Here is a 20503-nt window from a genome sequence, read left to right as displayed (position 1 = left end):
CCGTCAGGCGACGAGCGTGCAGAGCCGTACAGGGGGAGCGAGGGGTCACGCTCCCCGGAGAGTGAGTTCCCGCAGGGCCTCGGCAACGTCCGCCGGCGCCTCCTCCGCCATGAAGTGGCCGCAGGAGACGGTCGTATGACGCAGGTCGTCGGCCCAGGCCTGCCACAGGGTCGTGGCCTCGTAGCCGAGCGCGGCGCCCCAGTCCTGCTGGAGCACGGTCACCGGCATGCCCAGCCGGTTCTTCGCGGCCCGGTCGGCCTCGTCGTGCTCGACGTCGACGCCCGCGGAGGCGCGGTAGTCGGCGACGATCGACGGCACCGCCTCGCGGCAGGCCCGAAGGTACTCGGCACGGACCTCCGCAGGGATCGCGTCGGGGCGGTTCGCCCACACGTCGAGGAAGTGGCCGAAGAACGCGTCCGCACTCGCGGAGATCATCCGCTCGGCGAGACCGGGCGGCTGGGCCATGAGGTAGAGGTGGAAGGCGACCGCCGCCGACGTGCCGTGCAGGGCGTCCCACATGTCGAACGTCGGCAGGATGTCCAGACAGGCCAGATGGGAGACCGCGTCCGGATGGTCGAGGCCCGCGCGGAAGGCCACCAGCGCGCCCCGGTCGTGCCCGGCCAGCGCGAACCGGGAGTGCCCCAGCCGATGCGCGAGGGTGACGACGTCGTCGGCCATGGTCCGCTTGGAATAGGTGTGGGGGCCGTCCTCGCGCGGTTTGTCGCTGTCGCCGTAGCCGCGCAGGTCGGGGCAGATCACGGTGTGGTCGGCCGCGAGGTCCGTCGCGACATGGCGCCACATCAGATGGGTCTGCGGGAAGCCGTGCAGCAGGACCAGGGGTGTGCCGGTCCCTCCTACGGCCACCCGCAGGGAGACGTCCTCGGCGACGGACACGCGCTGGTACTCGAATCCGGCGATGGTGGGCTTCACGGCGGGGCTCTCTTCGGTCGTACGGCGAGGGAAGGCATCGGCGTCCGGGTCCGTGGCGCCGATGAACCCAGCGTCAGGGGAGTGAATGAGCAACGGATGAACGCGTGTACGTTGAGGACGTGCGCGTGGTCGAGTTCGGAGTCCTGGGGGCCGTGGCCGCCTGGAGCGGGACCGGCGAACCGATCGCCCTCAAGGGCCCCAGGCATCGCGCCGTGCTGGCTCGGCTCCTCGTCGCCCGCCGCAGGGTCGTGCCCGTTCCCCGCCTGGTGGAGGACCTGTGGGGCGGGGACCCGCCGGCGGACGCGGTGGGCACCGTCCGGACCTTCGTCGCCGGACTGCGGCGCGCGCTGGAACCCGAGCGGCCCCGCCGGGCCCCGTCCCGGCTCCTCGTCACCGAGGGCCCCGGCTACGCCCTGCGCACCGAACCCGCCCACGTCGACGCCTGGCGGTTCGAGCACAGCGTCGCCGCCTCGGCGGATCTGCCGCCCGCGCAGGCGGCGCCCCGCCTGACCGAAGCTCTTGAACTGTGGCGCGGCCCCGCCTACGCCGACTTCGCCGAGGAGCCCTGGGCCCGTGCGGAACGCTCCCGGCTCGCCGAACTCCGGCTGACCACCGTCGAACGCCGGGCCGAGGCCCAGCTCGCCCTCGGCGCCGCCGCCGACGCGGTCGTGGACCTGGACGCCCACGTGGCCGAGCATCCCTGGCGGGAGGACGCGTGGCGGCTGCTCGCGCTCGCCCTGTACCGCTCTGGACGCCAGGCCGACGCCCTGTCCGTCCTGCGGCGCGCCCGCCGGCTGCTGCGCGAGCAGCTCGGTGTGGAGCCGGGCCCGCGGCTGAACCGCACCGAACAGGACATCCTGCGACACGCCGGCCACCTGGACCCGGGCCCCTCGGACACGGCCGCGCAGGTCTGGGCCGAGGCCTCCGCGTCGTACGAGAGCATGGTCCCTCTGGGCGCACGTACCCGTCTGGAATCGACCGCGGTTCTCATGCGCGACCTCGCCGTCACCGGAGGCGGCGGCCTGGAGGCGGCACGACGGCACCGCGCCGCGGCCGTCGCGGCGGCCGAGCAGCTGGGCGATCCGGAGCTGACGGCCCGCGTCATCGGCGTCTACGACGTCCCCGCCGTCTGGACCCGCTCCGACGACCCGGACCAGGCCGACCGGCTGGTGGGCGCCGCGGAACGCACCCTGCGCCTTCTGCCGCCGGGCGCGCACGAGTCGGCGAGGGCACGGCTCCTGGCCACCGTGGCCGTGGAGTCGCGCGGCACCCTGCCCGGCGGGACACGCGCCCGCCAGGCGGCCCACCAGGCCGTGGCGAGCGCACGGCGACTCAACGACGCCAACCTGCTCGTCTTCGCCCTCAACGGCCTGTTCATGCAGACCTTCGAACGAGCCGGACTCGCCGGCCGACGGGACCGGACCGGCGCGGAGATCACCGAAGTGGCCGCACAGCACGGCCTGTTCACCCACGAGGTCCTCGGTTACCTGATCCGGCTGCAAGCCCGCTGCGCCACAGCCGACTTCACGGCAGCCGACCGTCACGCGGCGGCCGCCGACGCGCTCGCCGAGCGCCACGATCTCCCCCTCGTCGCCGTCTTCACCACGTGGTACCGCGCACTGCGCACCGCGGCGACACAGCCCCCGCACCTCGGGGAGGCCGCGTACCGGGAGGCCGCCAAGTCCCTTGCGGGCGCGGGCATGCCCGGCCTGGAACACGGACTGCTCCCCCTCGCCCTGCTGTGCCTCCGGCTGCACCACGGCCTCCCCGTCACCGCCGACCCGCACACCGACTGGGGCCCCTACGAACCGTGGGTGCGCCCCCTGTTGCTGCTCACCGAAGGACGCGACCAGGACGCCGCACGCCTGTTGGCCGACGTCCCTTCCCCGCCCGGGGACCTGCTGTACGAGGCGCTGTGGAGCCTGCTCGCCCGCGCGGCGATCCAGGTGGGCGACCGTCCCCAGATGCGGCGCGCCCAGGAAGCACTCGCCCCCGCAAGGGGCGAACTCGCGGGCGCCGCGAGCGGTTTGCTCACCGCGGGTCCGGTCGCGGACCATCTGGACGCGCTGGCCGCCGCGTTCACCGTGCACGCATCTTGACCTTGGTCGGGCCGCAGGCTTAGCGTTCGGGCGTTCACCGTGATTGAAACGATTCAACAGTGACTTTGGGGCGCCCTCATGCATGAAGCCATCCCGCAGCGCGGCGGAATGTCCCGACGCGCGCTCCTGGCCGCCGGACTGACCGCGGGCGCCGTCGCGGCGCTCGGGGTGGGGGGCCAGGCCGCGGCCGGGACCACGGGGGCTGGGGCCTCCGGGGCGACCGCCGACTGGTTCGCGGCCCCCGTGAGGTCCGTACGGCCCCGGTTCCGCTGGTGGTGGCCGGACGGACTCGTGGACCCGGAGGAGATCGCCCGCGAGATCGACCAGATCGCGGACGCGGGCTTCGGCGGGGTGGAGATCGCCGCCGTCCACCACAGCATCAAGGACAAGTCGGTCCTGGACGCCGCACACCACGGCTGGGGGAGCAGACCCTGGCGGGACGGCGTCGAGTCCGCGCTGCGCCGCGCGGCGAGACGGGGCCTCACCCTGGACATCACCCTCGGCCCCAGCTGGCCCGTCGCCGTCCCCGGCCTCACCCCCGACGACGAGGCAGCCGCCAAGGAACTCGTCCACGGCAGGGCCGCGTTGACCGGCGGGAGCACCTATCAGGGCCCGGTCCCACCGCCCGTGCACGCCCCGGCCGCGGGCGTCACCCGCCAACAGCTCCTCGCCGTACAGGCCGCCCGGGTCGAGCCCGCCCACTCGACCCGCAAGGAGACCGGCCTCGACCCCGCGAGCGTCCAGGACCTCACCGCGACCGTCACCGACTCCACGCTGACCTGGACGGCCCCCGAAGGCGGCGACTGGGTGCTCATCTCCTACTGGGTGCGCGGCTCGGGCCAGCAGCCCGAGTCGGGCCCCCACTCCGCCCCGGCCGCCTACGCCGTCGACCACTTCAGCCCCGCGGGTACCGGCGCGGTCACCTCGTACTGGCAGGACCACCTGCTGACCCCGTCCCTGCGGCGCCTGTTGAAGGCCGCGGGCGGTTCCTTCTTCGAGGACTCCGTGGAGCTGGAGACCGACGGCCTGACCTGGACATCCCTCCTGCCCGAGGCCTTCGAGAAGCACACCGGACGGCCCCTGCTGCCGTACCTGCCCGCCCTCGTCCTGGACAAGAGCAACCAAGTCTTCGCCTACGAAGCCCAGTTGACCCGCCAGATCCGGCACGACTTCTGGGAGACGGTCTCCGGCCTCTTCAACCGCAACCACCTGACAGCCCTGCGGGACTGGGCGCACACCCTCGGCATGACCCTGCGCTCGCAGCCCTACGGCCTCCAGACGGACGCCATCGCCTCGGCCGCGATCCTCGACATCCCCGAGGGGGAGTCCCTCGGCTTCAAGAACCTGGACGACTACCGCTGCCTGGCCGGTGGCCGGGACATGGCCGGACGGACCGTCCTGTCCTGCGAGGCGGGCGCCTACAACGGCTCCGCGTACAGCACGACCTGGGACCGCTTCCTTCGCACCATGGGCGGCGCCTACGCCGCTGGCGTCAACCAGACCGTCCTGCACGGCTTCTCCTACGCCACCGCCCCCGGGGTGAGCTGGCCGGGGTTCGCGGCCTTCAGCCCGTACAACGGCAGCGCCGGCTACGGCGAGTCACGGGGCCCGCGCCAGCCCACCTGGCGGCACGTCGAGGACATCTCCGGATACCTGGGCCGGGTCCACCAGGTGCTGCAGAGCGGGACCGCGAGAGCGGACGTCGCGGTGTTCCGGCAGACCGGCTACACCGCCACCGGTATCGGCGCCTCCTGGTTCACGGCGACCGGTGTTCCGCTCGGCTGGACCCACCAGTTCCTCAGCGGTCCCCTCCTCGACCTGCCCTCCGCCACCGTCTCCGGCGGCCGGCTCGCCCCCGACGGACCCGCCTACAAGGCGCTGTTCGTCGAGGGCGACTTCTTCTACGGCTCGACCCCCACGCTCGCCGTCGAGGACGCCCGCAAGATCCTCGCCCTGGCCGAGGCGGGGCTCCCCGTGGTCCTGTTCGGCGCCTTCGACCAGGCGCTGACCCCCGGCGTCCCGGACCAGGGCGAGACCGACCGGCTGCGTGCCCTGCTCACCCGACTGCTCGCCCTGCCCCGTGTCGTCCGGGTCACCGACAAGGCCGCGGTCGGTGACGCCCTCGCCGCCCTCGGCGTGCGCGCCGACGTACGGCACGCGAGCGCGTCCACGCTCCTCAACGCCCACCGGGTCACCGCCGACGCCGACTTCTACTACCTCTGCAACGGCAAGCACGCCGAGACGGTCAAGCCGCCCGTGGCCGCGATCGATCACGACGTCACGCTGCGCCGCACCCACGGCGGCAGGACCGTGCCGTATCTGCTCGATCCCTGGACGGGCGAGGCGACCCGGCTCGCCCGGTACACCGAGGACGGGGACGACATCACCCTGCGCGTCACGCTCCAGCCGGGACAGACCATGATCGTCGCGCTGGGGCGGCCGGGTCTGTTCGGGGACCGTCAGGGCGCCGGCCCCCACGCCGAGACCACCGACGCCGACTCCGTGCTGTTCACCGAGCGCGGGCTGACCGTGCGTGCCCGTACGGCCGGTACCTGGACCACACGCCTGTCCCAGGGCCGCACCGTCACCACCAGGACTCCCGCGGTGCCCGCACCGATCACTCCGGTCCGCTGGGAGCTGGACGTCGAGGACTGGTACCCGGGCCCGGACGCCACCCGTACCGAACGCGTCCGGCGCAGCCTCACGCTCGACACGCTGAAGCCGTGGTCGCAGATCCCCGAGCTGGCCGACTCCGCGGGCGTCGGCCGGTACCGCACCACGATCACCCTGCCGGCCGACTGGACGCCGTCCCACGGCGCCGAGCTGGAGCTGGGGCAGGTCAGCGACACGTTCCGGGTGAGTGTCAACGGCCGGTGGCTGCCCGCGGCCGACCGGCTCCACCCCGTCGTCGGCCTCGGGCCCTGGCTGAGACGCGGCGCGAACACTTTGGAGATCGAGGTGGCGACCCCGCTCATCAACCGGCTCCGGGTCGTACAGCCCACGGTGTTCGGCGGAGTCGCCCGTCAGGATCACGGTCTGGTGGGGCCGGTGCGGGTGGTGCCGTACGTGGGGGTGCCGGTTCGCTGAAGGCGGGGCGGGCGTACCGGGGTTCGCCGGGTGCGCCCGCACGCACGGGCCGAGGTCAGCGGTCGGACTCCGTCAGGACGCCCGTCGGCAGTACAGGAACAGATGCGGCTCGACGGCGCCCTCGGGGTGGTCCGGGGTGAACTCCACGGCGTGCTCGGACTCCACCGTCAGACCGGCGTCGCGCACCACGGCCACGACGTCCTCGGCGGCGAAGCTGGTGGCCCGGACGGGCTGACCCATGAACTCGACCGCCAGATCCTCCACGTCGGCCGGCACGGTGGCGAGCACCAGAGGCCCGCCCGGCCGCAGGGCCCGTGCCAGCCGCCCCAGCACCTCGGACTGCTCGGCGCGGGTCATCTGGAGCAGCGAGAAGTACACGCAGACCGCGTCGAACGAAGCTTCCTCCAGCGGCAGTTCACGGATGTCGGCGTGACGGAACTCGGCCTGCGGCACCTGTCGCGTGGCCAGGTCGACCATGACGGCGGAGACGTCCACCCCCAGCACCTCGTGGCCCGCGGCGGTCAGCGTCGACGCCGTGGGGCGGCCTGTCCCGCTGCCGACGTCCAGGATCCGGCTGCCGGGCGCGAGCCGCCCGAGCAGCCATTCCAGTGACGCCAGATGTGTCTCGGAGTGGGCGAACGCCTTCTCGTACGTCGCCCCCAGCGCGTCGAAGACCGTCGCTGCCCGCTGTCCCCTGTCGGCCACTTGGCTCCCCCCTCGCGGTTTCCGGCATCGTAGCCCGGCCGTACTCGACCGCGGCCCGGCTTGCGGACGAAAGCGGCGGCAGGGCAGGGTTCGACCGTGGCCACCTTGCTGATCGTGCATCACACGCCCTCGCCCAACTGCCAGGCGATGTTCGAGGCGGTGGTCTCCGGGGCGACCGCACCGGAGATCGAGGACGTCCGTGTCGTACGGCGCGCGGCCCTGGCCGCCACCGCCTCGGACGTGCTGGAGGCGGACGGCTACCTGCTCGGCACCCCCGCCAACCTCGGCTACATGTCCGGCGCCCTCAAGCATTTCTTCGACCAGATCTACTACCCGTGCCTCGACGAGACGCGAGGCCGGCCCTTCGGGTTCTACGTCCACGGCGGCAACGACGTGACCGGCGCCCTGCGCGGCATCGGGTCGATCACGACAGGTCTCGGCTGGCGGCGTGCCGCCGAACCGGTGACCGTCACCGGCGAACCGGGCAAGGCCGACATCGAGGCGTGCTGGGAGCTGGGGGCGACGGTCGCGGCCGGGCTGATGTCCTAGGCGTCCCGGACGGCGTCCTCCGCGGTACCGCCCGGTGTGATCAGCCCGCTCTCGTAGGCGAGGACGACCGCTTGGACGCGGTCGCGCAGGTCCAGCTTGGACAGGATCCGGCCGATGTGCGTCTTCACCGTCGTCGGACTGAGGAACAGCCGCTCCGCCAGCTCGGCGTTGCTGAGCCCCGTCGCCAGCAGCCGCAGCACCTCCAGCTCCCGTGGTGTCAGGCCGGACAGGTCCCGGTGCGGGTGGGCCGAGGGCAGCGTTTCCTCCCGCTGGGCGAAGCGCTCGATCAGGCGGCGGGTGATCGTGGGCGCCAGCAGGGCGTCCCCGGACCGCACCAGCCGTACGGCGGCCACCAGGTGTTCGGGCGTGACGTCCTTGAGGAGGAAGCCGCTGGCACCGGCGGTGAGCGCGGCGTAGACGTAGTGGTCGAGGTCGTACGTGGTCAGGATGATCACGCGGATCTCACCCGCCGTGTCCTCGGCGAGGATCCGCCGGGTGGCCTCGATGCCGTCCATGCCCGGCATCCGGATGTCCATGAGGACCACGTCGGGGCGGGTCCGCCGGACCGCGGCGACCGCCTCCGCCCCGTCCGCCGCCTCCGCGGTCACCTCGATGCCGTCCGCCGTAAGGATCATCCCGAACCCGGTCCGTACCAGGGCCTGGTCGTCCGCGATGACGGCCCGCAGCCGATCGCCGTTCGTGTCGGTCATGCCGTTCCCCCCGTCAGTCACCCCGGCCACTTCCCGCCCGGCCGTGGCCGCTCACACCGTCCGCCACGGCATCGTGGCCCGGATGCGGAAGCCGCCGGTGAGTGTCGGGCCCGCCGTCAGCTCGCCGCCGTAGACCGCGAGGCGCTCGCGCAGACCGATCAGTCCGCGGCCGTTCCCTTCCGCGGGCACCCCGTCGCGGACTCCGCCGCTGTCCATGACCTCGACCTCCAGCCGGTCGCCGGACCAGCCGACGGTGACGACGGCCTCGGCGCCGGGCGCGTGCTTGAGGGTGTTGGTCAGCGCCTCCTGGACCACCCGGTACGCCGTGAGGTCCACACCGGGCGGCAGCGGTTCCGGGGGCAGCGAGACCGCGACGCCGACCGGCGTCCCGGCTGCCCGCACCCGGTCGATCAGCGCGTCCAACTGCCCAAGGCCCGGCTGCGGTTCGAGACCGTCGGCGGGGGAGTCCGGACGGCCGGTGTCGGACGCGGCCAACAGACCCATCACGTTGCGGAGTTCGGCCATGGCGGCCCGGCCCCCGGCCTCGACCGCGAGCAGCGCCTCCTTCGACCGCTCGGGGGCCGCGTCCATGACCTTGCGCGCGGCGCCCGCCTGGATGACCATCACGCTCACATTGTGGGTCACCACGTCGTGCAACTCGGCGGCGATCCGGGCCCGTTCCTCGGCCACGGCCCTGCGCGTCGCCTCCTCGTGGGTCCGCTCCAGCGCCGCGAACCGGTCCCGGCCGGCCGCCAGCCGCTGCCGCCCGAGCCGGACCACGCCGGCCAGCACCCCGGCCACCAGCAGCACCACCCCCGGACTCGACCAGCCGGGCAGCACCGGCTGCGTCGACCGGAAGGCCACACCGGCAAGGACGGCGGCGACGAGGAGGCCCGCCATCGCCCCCGCCCGGTGGCGGCTGTGCATCACCGCGCTGTAGGTGCCGATGACGCAGGTCAGGACGTTGATCCAGGACGCGTCGTCGCCGATCGCCAGCCCCGCGCAGAGCACCACGGCGAACACGGTCAGCGGGAACCGCCGCCGCGCGGCCAGCGGCAGCGCCGACAGCACGACCAGGACCCAGGACGCCGACGACACCGGCTCCTCGATCCGCCCGCCCGGGAGAACGGGAGGCCGGGGCGGAGCCGGCACGCCGTACTCGATCCTCGACACCTGTACCGGCCCGTCGCCGGGATAGCGCGACGCCACCACCAGCGCGACCACCGTCAGCAGCACGGCGAGCAGCACGTCGAACCACACCGACCGCCGTGACAGCGGACCGCCCCTGGCCTCCGGCCGCAGCGCCGCACGCACCTGCCGACGCCATCCCCGCAGGTACTCCGTCTCCATACGGTCATTGTCCCGGTCCCGGCCCCGCGGCGCGTCCGCCCTCTCGACCAACGCGCTCTCCGTCGGGCGTACTTCGCAGGGATGACCCCGTCCGCCGGTCCTCCGCGCGGAGGGCCGGATCTCGGTGCTCCGGCCGACGCGCCCGCGACCCGTTCTTCCCTACCTTCGCCAAGCCGACAAGGACACGACCCGATGACCGACAGGACGGGCACCTCCCATGACCGCAGTGATCGAACTGAAGGGCGTGGCCAAGCGCTACGACGACGCCGGCGCACCCGCGCTCGGACCGCTCGACCTCTCCGTCGCCCAGGGCGAGGCCCTCGCCGTGACCGGACCTTCGGGCAGCGGCAAGTCCACGCTTCTGAACCTCGTCGCGGGCCTCGACAAGCCGACCGAGGGCACCGTGACCGTCGCAGGCCAGCAGGTCGACCGGCTCGGCGAGCATGCCCTGGCCCGGTTCCGCCGTGAACGCATCGGCATGGTCTTCCAGTTCTTCAACCTCCTCGACGACCTCACCGTCCTCGACAACATCCAGCTGCCCGCCCAGCTCACCGGAACCTCCCGGCGCAGGACGCAGGCGCGGGCACAAGAACTCATGGCGGTCCTGGGCATCGAGAAGCACGCTGGCGCCTACCCCGGCCGCCTCTCCGGTGGCGAACGCCAACGCGTGGCCGTCGCCCGGGCGTTGGTGAACCGGCCCGCCCTGCTGCTGGCCGACGAACCGACCGGAGCCCTCGACAGCGCCTCGGGCCAGGACGTCCGGGAACTCCTCGTGGACCTGCACCGCGGCGGACAGACCGTCGTGCTCGTCACCCACGATCCGGCCCTGGCCGAGGCCTGCGCGAGCCGCACCATCCACCTCGTCGACGGCCATGTCGCCCTCGACTCCCGCGCCGAGGCCGTGCGATGACCGGCCCGCTCGTCCAGGTCGTACGCTCCGGGGTGGGCCGGCGCCGGGTGCAGACCGTCGTCATCGCCATCGCCACGATGATGGCCGTGGCGGCGGCCGTGGTCGCCGGTTCCCTCATGGTCGTCTCGAACGCGCCCTTCGACCACGCCTTCGCCGCGCAGCGGGGCGCCCACCTCATCACCGAGTTCGACCCGGCCAAGGTGACCGCCGAACAGCTCGGGGCCACGGGGAAGTCGGACGGAGTCACCGCGAGCGCGGGGCCGTATCCCACTACGATCCTCCAGGCGACCGACTCGTCCGGCCACCGGCCCCCGGCCATGACCCTGGTCGGACGCACCGGCCCGCACGCGGACGTGGACGACCTGGACCTCACGGCCGGCCGGTGGGCGAGGAAAACGGGCGAGATCGTGCTGAGCTCCGCCTACCAAGGTCCCGGCTTCAAGTTGAGCGACACCCTGACGGCCTCCGACACGACTCTCACGATCGTCGGTTTCGCCACCTCGGCCAGCGAGACAGCCGACATGTGGGCAACTCCCTCGCAGGTCAGGGCCCTTACCTCCAAAGAACAGCCCGTCAGAAGCCAGATGCTCTACCGCTTCGAGTCGGCGGGCTCGAAGGGCGACATCGCCGCCGACCGCAAGAAGCTCCTCGCCGCCGTCCCGTCCGGTGCACTCCTCGGCACCCGGTCCTACCTCGACACCAAGCGCGCAGCCGACGCGGGCGCCGCACCGACGATCCCGTTCCTGGTCGCCTTCGGGGTCCTCGGCATCGTCATGTCGGTGATCATCGTCGGCAGCGTCATCAGTGGCGCGGTCGGCACCAGCCTGCGCAGGATCGGCATCCTCAAGGCCATCGGCTTCACCCCGCGCGAAGTGGTCCGGGCCTACGTGGCCCAGGTGCTGATCCCGGCGACCGCGGGCATCGCGCTCGGTGTCGTCCTCGGCAACCTGCTGGCCGTGCCCCTCCTCGACGACACCGAGCAGGCGTACGGCACCGCCACCCTGTCGGTCGCCTGGTGGGTGGACGTCGTGGTCCCCGCCGGCGCGCTGCTGGTCGTCGGGACGGCGGCCTTCGTCCCCGCGCTGCGGGCCGGGCGGCTGCGCACGGTCGAGGCCATCGCCGTCGGCAGGGCCCCACGCACCGGCCGGGGCCAGTGGGCACACCGCGCGGCAGGGCGGCTGCCGCTGCCCCGGGCGGTGACCTACGGCCTCGCCAGCCCCTTCGCGCATCCGGTCCGTACCCTCGCGATGCTGCTCGCGGTGGCCTTCGGCACGATCGCGACAACCTTCGCCGTCGGGCTCACCTCTTCATTGAACGCGGTCACGGCGATACAGGATCCCAACCGTGCCGCGGTCACCGTCTTCGCCGGCGGCCCGAGTCTGGCGGGCGGCGATCATGTGCCCGCACCGGGCGCCCCGGAGCCCGAGCCGGCCGACCCCGCGCAGGTGAGCGCCGCCATCAAGGCCGAGTCGGGCACCGCCTCGTACTACGGCGCCAGCGGACAGAACGCGACGGTCGCCGGGGTCTCCGGAACTGTCCGGGCGACCCTCTACGAGGGCGACTCCACTCGCGCCGGCTACGCCATGATCTCCGGGCACTGGCTCACCGGCGCGGGCCAAGTCGTCGTGCCCGGCCGGTTCCTGGAGACCACCGGCACCGAGATCGGCGACACCGTGCGCGTGACCGTCGGGAAGGAATCGCCCAGGCTGCGGATCGTCGGTGTGGCTTTCGAGAGCTCGGGCGGCGAACTGGAAATACAGGCGAACCTGGCGGACTTCCCCGCAGCCAGGCCTCAGGAGTTCCTGGTCAACATCAAAGCGGGCGTTTCCGCGGTCTCGTACGCCGAGAAGCTCGGCGCGCGGATCGAGCCCCTCGGCGCCGAGGCACGGGCCAACTCCCCTTCCCAGCAGGACGGCTTGGTGCTCATCCTGAACGCGATGGCAGCGCTCCTCACCCTGATGCTCGTCTCCGTGGCAGGCCTCGGTGTCCTGAACTCCGTCGTCCTGGACACCCGGGAGCGCGTACACGACCTGGGGGTGTGCAAGGCGCTCGGCATGTCGCCCCGGCAGACCGTGAGCCTCGTCCTCGCCTCGGTGGCCGGCATCGGCGTGCTCGGCGGTCTCGTCGGCGTGCCCGCCGGGTACGCGCTGCACGGTTTCGTGCTCCCGGTGATGGGACACGCGGCGGGCACCGAACTGCCCAGGTCGGTCCTCGACGTGTACGACACTCCACAACTGCTCCTGCTGGGGCCGGCCGGTCTCGTCATCGCCCTGCTGGGCGCGATGCTCCCGGCGGGCTGGGCGGCCAGGGCCCGTACGGCGACGGCTCTGCGCACGGAGTAGCCGTCACTCCTCCCGGCGCAGGCTGAGAACCAGGTCGCGGGGCAGGCCGTGGGTGTCGTGGAGGTAGTCGTAGTCCTCCTCGCTCAGCGGCCCCCGGTACCGCGGCCCGGTCAGCAGCCGTCGGCCGCGCTCCAGCAACAGGTCGAACCGGCGCTCCTCCTCCAGCAGCACGTCACGGACGAGGTCTGTCCCGCACGTCTGGCGGAAATGGTCCAGCGTGTGCTGGAGGAGCTCCACCGGCAGGTCGGAGAGCGTGCGGGAGGGGTCGTCGCGCCGCAGGGTGGTGAGCAGCCGGCGGATCACGCGGCGCAGGACGTAACCGCGTCCGGTGTTGGACGGCCGTACCCCGTCGCCGATCACGACGACACCGGAGCGCAGATGGTCGCAGACCAGGCGCAGCGACGGCCCGTCGAGCTCCCACAGGGGCGGCAGCAGTCGCATCCAGGGTTCGAACAGGTCGGTGCCGTAGACCGAGTCGCGGCCCTGGAGGAACGTGACCAGGCGCTCCAGACCCATGCCGGTGTCGATGCCCGGACGCTCGAGGAGCCGGAGCGAGCCGTCCTCCAGGCGCCGGTAGCGCATGACGACGTGGTTCCAGATCTCCACCCATCGGGGGTCCGTGGTGGGTGTGCCCTGCGGCGGGGTGCCGCCGGTCCACACGAAGATCTCCGAGTCGGGGCCACACGGACCGACCGGGCCGTTGGACCACCAGTTGTCCTCCCGCGTGAGTTCCACGGGGACTCCCAGCTCCTCCCAGGTGCGCAGTGACTCGAGGTCGGGGCCCACCTGCTCGTCACCGCCGAAGACCGTGACGTGGAGTCTGTCGTGGGGAACGCCGAAACCGTCGCGGAGCAGCTCGTGGCCCCAGCGCAGGCTCTGCGAGTGGCCGTAGTCGCCGAGCGACCACGAGCCGAGCATCTCGAACACCGTCAGGTGCGTGGAGTCACCGACCTCGTCGAGATCGGTCGTCCGCAGACAGCGCTGCACATTGACGAGGCGACGGCCCCGCGGATGGGGGCGGCCCTCCAGATAGGGAGTGAGCGGATGCATGCCCGAGGTGGTGAACAGCACCGGGTCCCCGGGCGGTGGCAGCAGGGTGCTGCCCGTGATCAGGTGGTGGCCGCGTTCGCGGTAGAAGTCGGTGAAGACGCGCACGGTCCGGTCCGTGTCCATGGCGGTGGTCCTTCGGTCTCGTGGGACCGGAAACGACCGCGGGAACAGACGGCGACCAGAGGTCCTGCACCGGCGATCCGTTTCCGGCCGCCGGGGGAGTGGGGGAGGTCAGGCGTCGGCAGCCGGTGAGCTGGTCGCTCGCGCGGCTGCGGTGTGGGTACGGCTGATCTCCATACGGTCAACGGTACGCACAGGCGTCCCGGCTCGTCACTCGGATTTCCCGGAGAGGGCGCCGCCGTAGCCCTTGCACCGCTGTTCCTGCCGTATCAGCGACCGGCCGCCATGCACCGCGCGCGCCTCGGTCAGCGCGATGCGCAGTGCCGGGCGGATCTCCGGCGGCAGACTGCCGACCTCGGGCCAGCGCACGACGTGCCGAGCGACATCCCGCAGCTTGGTGTTGGTGCGCTGGGACACGGTCTTGAGGACCTCCCACCCCTGCTCGGGGCGCAGACCGCTCAGCGCGAGGACGACACCGATCGCCTGGTCGACGACGGCGTGTGAGACAAGGGCCTGCCGGAGCTGGGCGACCTCCTCCTGGAGTTCTTCGATCTTCTCAACCAGCTCTTCGCGGTCCGTCATGCACAGCCCTGTCGCCCTCTCCCCCTGTCGCCTGGCGACTCCAACGGTCGCCGCCCGTCCAGCCTGCCCGCCCCCGGCCTCCACTGACGAGTCACTGGACGCACACCTTGTGACCTGGCAGGACAGAAAACGCAACGTGGTCCGCAGCATCGCGAGATTCGAGGGTATGTGCGAATGAGGAGCCGAGCCGAGAGAGGGAGAAATCACCTGCGATGGAGACGCTGACCTTCGACAGCGACGACCTGGACCGTACCGAGGAGTTCCTCAGTCAGGCCTACGCGAAGATGCGGATCGGCAACGGCACACCGGACAGCAGCCGTGCGCGGATCCACCGCAGCGCCATCGACCCGGTCAGCGTCGACGAACTCGACCTGGACTTCGACATGAGCTACGCCGTCACCCCGCTGGGCCGGATCTGCCTGTGCGTGGTCCACGAGGGCACCATCGAGGACCACGTCTACCAAGGTGTCTCGGACTCCTTCGGCCCCGGCGACGTGGTGTCCTTCGCCCCGCCCGAGCTGTCCTACGCGGGCCGTGTCCACGCGGCCCGCTACAACATCACCATGCTGGACCCGGAGCTGCTCAGCCAGATCGCGGCCACCGCCGACCCGCGACGCACGGAGCCGGTCCGGCTGACCGGACACCGGCCGCACACGCCCGCCGCGGCCGACCGGCTGCGGGCGACCATCCGCCATGTGCAGGAACACGTCCTGTCGGATCCCGCGGTCGCCGACCAGCCGCTCGTCGCCTCCACTGCCGCCCAGCACCTGGCCGCGGTCGTCCTGGCCACCTTTCCCAACACGGCGTCCACGGACCCCACCGGCTCCGACCGCCAGGACGCCCATCCGGCGGCCCTGCGCCGCGCCCTCGCACACATAGAGGACAACGCCGACCGGCCTCTCACCGTCGCCCAGATCGCGCAGGCGGCCCATGTCAGCGTCCGCGCTCTCCAGTACGCCTTCCGCCGGCACCTGGACAGCACTCCGCTCGCGTACGTCCGCCAGGTCCGCCTGTCCCACGCCCACGACGAGCTGACGGCGGCCGGCCCCGAGGACGGAAGCACGGTCACCGACATCGCCGCCCGCTGGGGCTTCTACCACCCCGGCCGCTTCGCCACCCTGTACCGGCAGACCTACGAGCGCTCACCCCGCCGTACCCTGCGCGACGACTGAGACCTCTCTGCGGCTGGTGACAAAGGGTCCACCGGGCCCTGCGTTCTTGTGAGCAACCGCCGGGGGCGTGGCCCGCGCCGCCCTACGGTCCCAGCATGAACACGAGTCGCAGCAGAGGAAACAGGTGGCGCACCGCAGCGCTGGCGGTGCTGCTGACCGCCGGGGCGTTCACCGTGTCGTCCCCGGTCGCCCAGGGAGACAGCGCGAGAACCGAGACGGCCGTCGCCACGAGCGCCGGCGTCACCGAGACCGTGGTGCGCGTGAAAGTGCCCCTGCCGGCGTCCTTCGGTGCCCGGCCCGCGGCATGCGACTGGCTGTCGTACCTGCGCTACCGGTCCTCGTCGGGGCCCGCCTCACCGGCCGACGCCGACCGGGTCCTGATCGCCCAGCCGGGCATCCTGGAGGGCGCCGGAGCCTTCGACAGCGTGGCCCGCAACACCGTGACCCGCGCCGCCGAGCAGGGCCGGCACATCGAGTTCTGGGCCCTGGACCGGCGCTCCAACTGCCTGGAGGACCGCACCGGAATCGCCTCCGGTGACCAGCACACCGCCGTCGACTACTACTACCGCGGCAAACAGGTCCAGGGGCGCACCTTCGCCGGGTTCGTCGGCAACGACAAGCTCGGGTGGATGGCGAAGCTCGGCATCGAGCAGACCGTGCGCGACGAGTACGACCTGCTCACCGCCGAGCTGCCCGACCAGAGCGTCCGCAAGAACAAGGTGCTGTGCGGCGGCCATTCGCTCGGCGGTGTCATCACGGGCTACTTCGCCACCGCCGACTTCGACGGCGACCCCGCCACCACAGCCGACGCCGGCCAGAACCAGTGCGCCGGCTACTTCGCCCTGGACACCACCGTCTCCACCTCCCTCGGCGACCTGAGCGGCAGCATCCCGGACGACACCAACCTGCCGGACGTGGGCCTCGGATACGGCGTCGTGCAGGCCGGACTCGACAGCGGACTGCTCCCGCGCTCGCTGTCCGCGCCCGTCCTGCTCAACCCCGAGACCATGACCCTGCTCGCGATCGCGGGCGTCGGTGCCCTGCAGGACCCGGACGGCGAGGCCGACCTGCCGGGCTATCTGCCCGCCAACACCAACATCGAGGCCACCAACCGCTTCCTGTTCTCCAAGGACACCGCCACCTTCCTCACCGGCTCACCCGCGGTGAAGGACTTCCGGCTCACCAACCAGGCGGTGCTCGGCTCGCTGATGGACGACCAGTCCGTACCGCTCGCCTTCCTGCAGAGCAGCGTGGGCTTCTTCGACGGTGGGCCGATCACCGACAAGAACTTCCCCGCCGCCAACGGGAGTTCGGCGCAGCCGGGCCTCTTCGGCACCGAGTACAAGGCCATCCCGGCCGTGCCGCACGGGCCGCTGTACACCTGGCGCAACTACGACCGTGTCGGCGATCCGGACGACCCCGGGTACCGGTCGTCGGACGGGACGCCGTTCACCGCCGCGGGCAAGGAGGTCGCCGACATCCAGGAGCTGGCGCGCAGCATGGCCGCGCAGCCGCTGGACTTCACCGAGCAGTACTTCCCGACCAAACTCGTCACCGACCTCGAACTGACCACCTCCCCGCAGGTGAAGCGGCTCGTCGTGCACCCGGACGGGCTCACCGCCAACCCGACGCTCACGGTCCTCGCGGGCGACGGACTGCTCGCCGGCCGTGTCCCCGCCGACCTGCACCCCGTGGTCGCGGACGGCTACCAGCACCTCGACGTGCTGACGGCGGCGCCGGTACAGAACAACGGCCGGCCCGAGCCGGTGTCCACCGCCCTCACGGAGTTCGCCCGCACACCCCAATAGCCCCTACGGCATGGGGAAGGGCCCGGGAGGAGTTCCTCCCGGGCCCTTCCGTATGCCGTCGCTCCGCTCAGACCCTGCCCGCGGCGAAGGTCGCCGCCGCGTCGGCGTTCGCCGTGTAGCCGAGGTGCGCCAGCGTGTCGCCGCCGCCTGCCTCGCAGACGGGGTCGCCCTTGGCGCAGAAGTCGATGGTGCGGCTCTGGTAGGTGCCGGTGACGCTCTTGCCGATCGCCCGGATCGGGTTGCCGAACAGCAGCACCGCGGCCACCCGCGACTCCAGTGCGGCGGGAATGGTGGCCACGATGGGACTGCCGACCACCGCACCGGCGCTGCTGATACCGATGGAGTTGTCGACGACGTTCGCGCCCTGCGAATAGCCGACCAGCACGAAACGCTGGTTCGGACACGCGGCCGCCTGGCTGTTCACGTGGTTCACCAGATCGGCGTTGCCCTGCGCGGCCGAAGTGAGGGAAAGGTCCGCGGGGTAGTTCACCTTGTAGCTGGTCAGACTCCGGCCCGTGAGTTTTTTCTGCAGGGCGGAGTAGACCGGGTCGCCGACGATCAGGCCGAGATTGCCCGGCTCGAACGTGCCGCGAGCAGCGACGACGTCGATGTCCGAGCAGGCCGCGGCGGATGCCGTAGGTGCCGCCACGGTGGCCACCGAAGCCCCGCCGATCAGCGAGAGCGCGGCGAGGCACAAGCGAATACGCATGGGGGGATCCTTTGAGGGTGGGGCGTGTGAAACGCCTGTGGAAAGGATGTCCCGAACGTATTCGCTTGGCCGCGGCCGGTGTTATGGATGGGAATTCAATAATTCCTCGTTCTTTTGTGCGGTGGTGAGTGCCAGAATGAGATCAAGGCGGGAACCGGGATCGTGCAGTGCGTCACCGAAGACTTTCTCCAGCTGACGCAGCCGATAACGCACGGTCTGCGGATGGACATGGAGACGTGCGGCGACGTCGGGCACATTGCTGCCGCTGAGCAGCCACGCCAGCAGCGTCTCGGCGAGCCGCTCCCGCTGCCCCTCCGACACCGTGTCGAGCGGCGCGAGGGCCCGCGCCCGCAGCTGGTCGAGCATCGGCTCGTCGCTGTGCAGCAGCAGCGTCGACAGGTGGTCCGCGCAGCGCACCACCCCCTGCCGCGGGAGGAGCCCGCGCCCCATCAGCCCCAGCGCCCGGGTGGCCCAGCGCAGCGACCGGGCGGCCTGGGCAAGCGGCACCGTCGGCCCGATCGCGGCCGGCCGCCCGCGCAGCGCGAGGCTGAACGCCCGCCCGCCGAAACGCCCGGAGCCGTCCGGGTCCGGGATCAGCATCCGCGGCGGCCGCGACTCCATGTCGACCAGTGCCCCCGCGGCGGCCAGCGGCCAGTCCTCCTCCCGCTGGTCCGAGGTGGCCGCGAGCGCGACGACCGCGACCTGCCTCGGCACCGACCACCGGGCACCGTGCGCCAGGTCCTGCACCGCCGCCTGTGCGACCGGGCCTTCACCGAGCAGCAGGTCCAGCAGGCGTCTGCGGCGCCGTTCCAGCTCGTCCGTGTTGTGCGAGCGGGCCTCGGAGTACCCGGCCGCCGCCGCCTCCGCCACCTCGTGCACCGTGCGGAAGGCGAGCTCGCCCAGCGCCGTGACTGCCGCGGAGTCGAGGCCGAGCTCCTCCGCCGTACGGCCCATCAGCCGCCAGGCGTGCAGCCCCCCGACCCGCAGCGCGGACTGCAACGCGTCCAGACTGCGCCCCTCCAGGGCCTCGCCGCGCCCGAGTTCGTAGTAGGTCGCCGCGATCGCGTCCCCGCGCCCGCGCGGGTCGGCGATGTGGTCGACGAACAGGGTCAGCGCCTGCACCACACCGGCTCTGAGGTGTTCGCGGTAGGTCCCGTCGGCAGGGCGCGCGTACTCGGGCACCTGCCGGCGGACCTCCTCCTCGACCTCGTCGGCGACCTCCTCGAGCTGGGCGCGCAGCAGTTCGGCGAGGTCGGGCGGTACCGGGGCGGCGCCGAGGTTCTCCGTGCCACCGTGCGGGACGGGGGTGGCCAAGGGGGGCACTCCTTTCACCCGGAAGCGGCTCACCCGCGGGCCGTTGCCCGTGGGACGAGGGGTGAGTCCTGTGTTGGACGGACGACCCCTGCGTTGCGTTCCGTGCCCCGACGGTACCGACATCACTGCGGCACCCCCAGCCCTCGGGCGAGCATCGGCCACGACGCGGTGAACTCCTGCTTCCAGTAGGCCCAGCTGTGCCCTCCTCCGGCGTAGAAGTGGGTGGTGACCGGGACGCGCAGCAGCGCGAGCGTGTCGGTGAAGCTGTGCGCGGAGGGCCACAGGGCGCTCTCCAGCGCCTCGGGCAGCCAGTCGCCCGTGCCACCCGCCAGTCCGCTGCCGCTGGAGACGTACAGGGCGGTGCCGCGCAGCCCCGCGGCGCGGTCCCGCGGGTTGAAGTCGCGCCAGGTGAGCAGGTTCAGGAACGGATTGCCCCACAGGGAGGTCGGCACCAGGTTCTCGCGGGCCACGATGGCGTCCACCAGGCCTGGCACCCCGGGCGCCATGGTGTCGAGGATCCCGCTGTAGGAGGCCGCGGCGGTGAACATCCCCGGATGCCGGGCCGCGTGCGCCATGGCGCCGTAGCCGCCGGTGGACACCCCCGCGACGACCCGTACACCGGAGGCCCGGTAGTCGCGGGCGAGCAGTGCCTGGACCTCCTGCAGCTGGAAGGTCTCGTAGTCGGGCCCGCCGCGCCAGGCGGTGGGAATGCCCGTGGGCCCCGCGTCGGGCATCGCCACGATCAGGTTCCGGCCCTCGGTGAAGGCCTCGATGTCCGTCTCCCGCGTCCAGGACGTGTAGTCGTCGTGGGCGCCGTGCAGCAGATACAGCACGGGGTAGGTACGGGTGGGCTCCGCGTCGAACCCCGACGGCAGGATCAGCCGCACGGGGGCGCTGCGGCCCAGCGCGGCGGAGGACACGGACACGTCCCTGGTGCGTGACCCGAGCGCGGAGGCGGTCCGGGCGCCGAACAGGACGGCCAGACCGGCACCGGCCGCGGCCTTGGTGACGGTGCGTCGGGACACTCCGGTGGTGCGACGGTGCATGGCGGCTCTCCTCGGATCAC

16 protein-coding genes are annotated in these 20503 nt (G+C 72.2%); 7 read left to right on the top strand and 9 right to left on the bottom strand.

The features are described 5' to 3' along the window. Positions 1-45: 45 nt before the first annotated feature. Positions 46-930 carry an alpha/beta hydrolase gene (locus tag ABZT06_RS15005; protein WP_355740131.1) on the bottom strand — a complete coding sequence of 295 codons (885 nt, stop codon included), beginning with the start codon at positions 928-930 and terminating at the stop codon, positions 46-48. Between the two features lie 119 nt (positions 931-1049). Here ABZT06_RS15005 and ABZT06_RS15000 point away from each other — a divergent pair, with 119 nt between their 5' ends. After that, positions 1050-3029, top strand: a complete 1980-nt coding sequence (locus tag ABZT06_RS15000; RefSeq protein ID WP_355740197.1) for an AfsR/SARP family transcriptional regulator — start codon at positions 1050-1052, stop codon at positions 3027-3029. Between the two features lie 78 nt (positions 3030-3107). Then, entirely contained in the window at positions 3108-6116 is a 3009-nt protein-coding gene (locus ABZT06_RS14995) for a glycosyl hydrolase (protein WP_355740129.1), read from the top strand. A gap of 72 nt (positions 6117-6188) precedes the next feature. On the opposite strand, the gene ABZT06_RS14990 is transcribed toward ABZT06_RS14995, so the two are convergent. Then, positions 6189-6821 carry a class I SAM-dependent methyltransferase gene (locus tag ABZT06_RS14990; RefSeq protein WP_355740127.1) on the bottom strand — a complete coding sequence of 211 codons (633 nt, stop codon included), beginning with the start codon at positions 6819-6821 and terminating at the stop codon, positions 6189-6191. A gap of 96 nt (positions 6822-6917) precedes the next feature. On the opposite strand from ABZT06_RS14990, the gene ABZT06_RS14985 reads away from it, so the two are divergent. Beyond that, the gene (locus ABZT06_RS14985; RefSeq protein WP_355740124.1) at positions 6918-7370 is read left to right on the top strand and encodes an NAD(P)H-dependent oxidoreductase; all 453 of its coding nucleotides are present in this window, start codon (positions 6918-6920) and stop codon (positions 7368-7370) included. Here the strand turns inward: ABZT06_RS14985 and ABZT06_RS14980 are convergent. Beyond that, positions 7367-8080 carry a response regulator transcription factor gene (locus tag ABZT06_RS14980; RefSeq protein ID WP_355740122.1) on the bottom strand — a complete coding sequence of 238 codons (714 nt, stop codon included), beginning with the start codon at positions 8078-8080 and terminating at the stop codon, positions 7367-7369. The genes ABZT06_RS14985 and ABZT06_RS14980 overlap by 4 nt on opposite strands. A 51-nt stretch (positions 8081-8131) precedes the next feature. Beyond that, the gene (locus ABZT06_RS14975) at positions 8132-9430 is read right to left on the bottom strand and encodes a histidine kinase (RefSeq protein WP_355740120.1); all 1299 of its coding nucleotides are present in this window, start codon (positions 9428-9430) and stop codon (positions 8132-8134) included. 217 nt (positions 9431-9647) lie between these two features. Between ABZT06_RS14975 and ABZT06_RS14970 the strand changes: the two genes are divergently transcribed. Together ABZT06_RS14970 and ABZT06_RS14965 are read left to right on the top strand one after the other, a co-directional pair. Beyond that, positions 9648-10340: an ABC transporter ATP-binding protein gene (locus ABZT06_RS14970; RefSeq protein WP_355740118.1), complete on the top strand. Its 693-nt coding sequence runs from the start codon at positions 9648-9650 to the stop codon at positions 10338-10340. Next, a complete protein-coding gene (locus tag ABZT06_RS14965; RefSeq protein WP_355740116.1) occupies positions 10337-12682 on the top strand; it encodes an FtsX-like permease family protein in 2346 nt (781 codons plus the stop codon). The genes ABZT06_RS14970 and ABZT06_RS14965 overlap by 4 nt, the downstream gene beginning before the upstream one ends. Before the next feature lie 3 nt (positions 12683-12685). On the opposite strand, the gene ABZT06_RS14960 is transcribed toward ABZT06_RS14965, so the two are convergent. Together ABZT06_RS14960 and ABZT06_RS14955 are read right to left on the bottom strand one after the other, a co-directional pair. Then, positions 12686-13855, bottom strand: a complete 1170-nt coding sequence (locus ABZT06_RS14960; protein ID WP_355740114.1) for an alanine--tRNA ligase-related protein — start codon at positions 13853-13855, stop codon at positions 12686-12688. Between the two features lie 207 nt (positions 13856-14062). Beyond that, positions 14063-14434 (bottom strand): ANTAR domain-containing protein, encoded by a 372-nt coding sequence (locus tag ABZT06_RS14955; protein ID WP_355740112.1) that lies wholly within the window; start codon positions 14432-14434, stop codon positions 14063-14065. Positions 14435-14646: 212 nt separating this feature from the next. Here ABZT06_RS14955 and ABZT06_RS14950 point away from each other — a divergent pair, with 212 nt between their 5' ends. Together ABZT06_RS14950 and ABZT06_RS14945 are read left to right on the top strand one after the other, a co-directional pair. Beyond that, entirely contained in the window at positions 14647-15606 is a 960-nt protein-coding gene (locus tag ABZT06_RS14950) for a helix-turn-helix transcriptional regulator (protein ID WP_355740110.1), read from the top strand. A gap of 95 nt (positions 15607-15701) precedes the next feature. Next, complete coding sequence (locus ABZT06_RS14945; protein ID WP_355740108.1) at positions 15702-17414, top strand: hypothetical protein; 1713 nt, start codon at positions 15702-15704, stop codon at positions 17412-17414. Between the two features lie 67 nt (positions 17415-17481). On the opposite strand, the gene ABZT06_RS14940 is transcribed toward ABZT06_RS14945, so the two are convergent. The 3 genes from ABZT06_RS14940 to ABZT06_RS14930 form a co-directional block, all read right to left on the bottom strand. Then, a complete protein-coding gene (locus ABZT06_RS14940) occupies positions 17482-18123 on the bottom strand; it encodes a cutinase family protein (RefSeq protein WP_355740106.1) in 642 nt (213 codons plus the stop codon). Positions 18124-18204: 81 nt separating this feature from the next. Next, the gene (locus tag ABZT06_RS14935) at positions 18205-19437 is read right to left on the bottom strand and encodes a helix-turn-helix domain-containing protein (RefSeq protein ID WP_355740104.1); all 1233 of its coding nucleotides are present in this window, start codon (positions 19435-19437) and stop codon (positions 18205-18207) included. 122 nt (positions 19438-19559) lie between these two features. Continuing rightward, positions 19560-20483: an alpha/beta hydrolase family protein gene (locus tag ABZT06_RS14930; RefSeq protein ID WP_355740102.1), complete on the bottom strand. Its 924-nt coding sequence runs from the start codon at positions 20481-20483 to the stop codon at positions 19560-19562. Positions 20484-20503: the final 20 nt, after the last annotated feature.

Origin of the sequence: Streptomyces sp. NPDC005483, from assembly GCF_040606035.1 — a bacterium.
Classification (GTDB): domain Bacteria; phylum Actinomycetota; class Actinomycetes; order Streptomycetales; family Streptomycetaceae; genus Streptomyces.
This window is presented reverse-complemented; position numbering and strand designations above follow the sequence as displayed.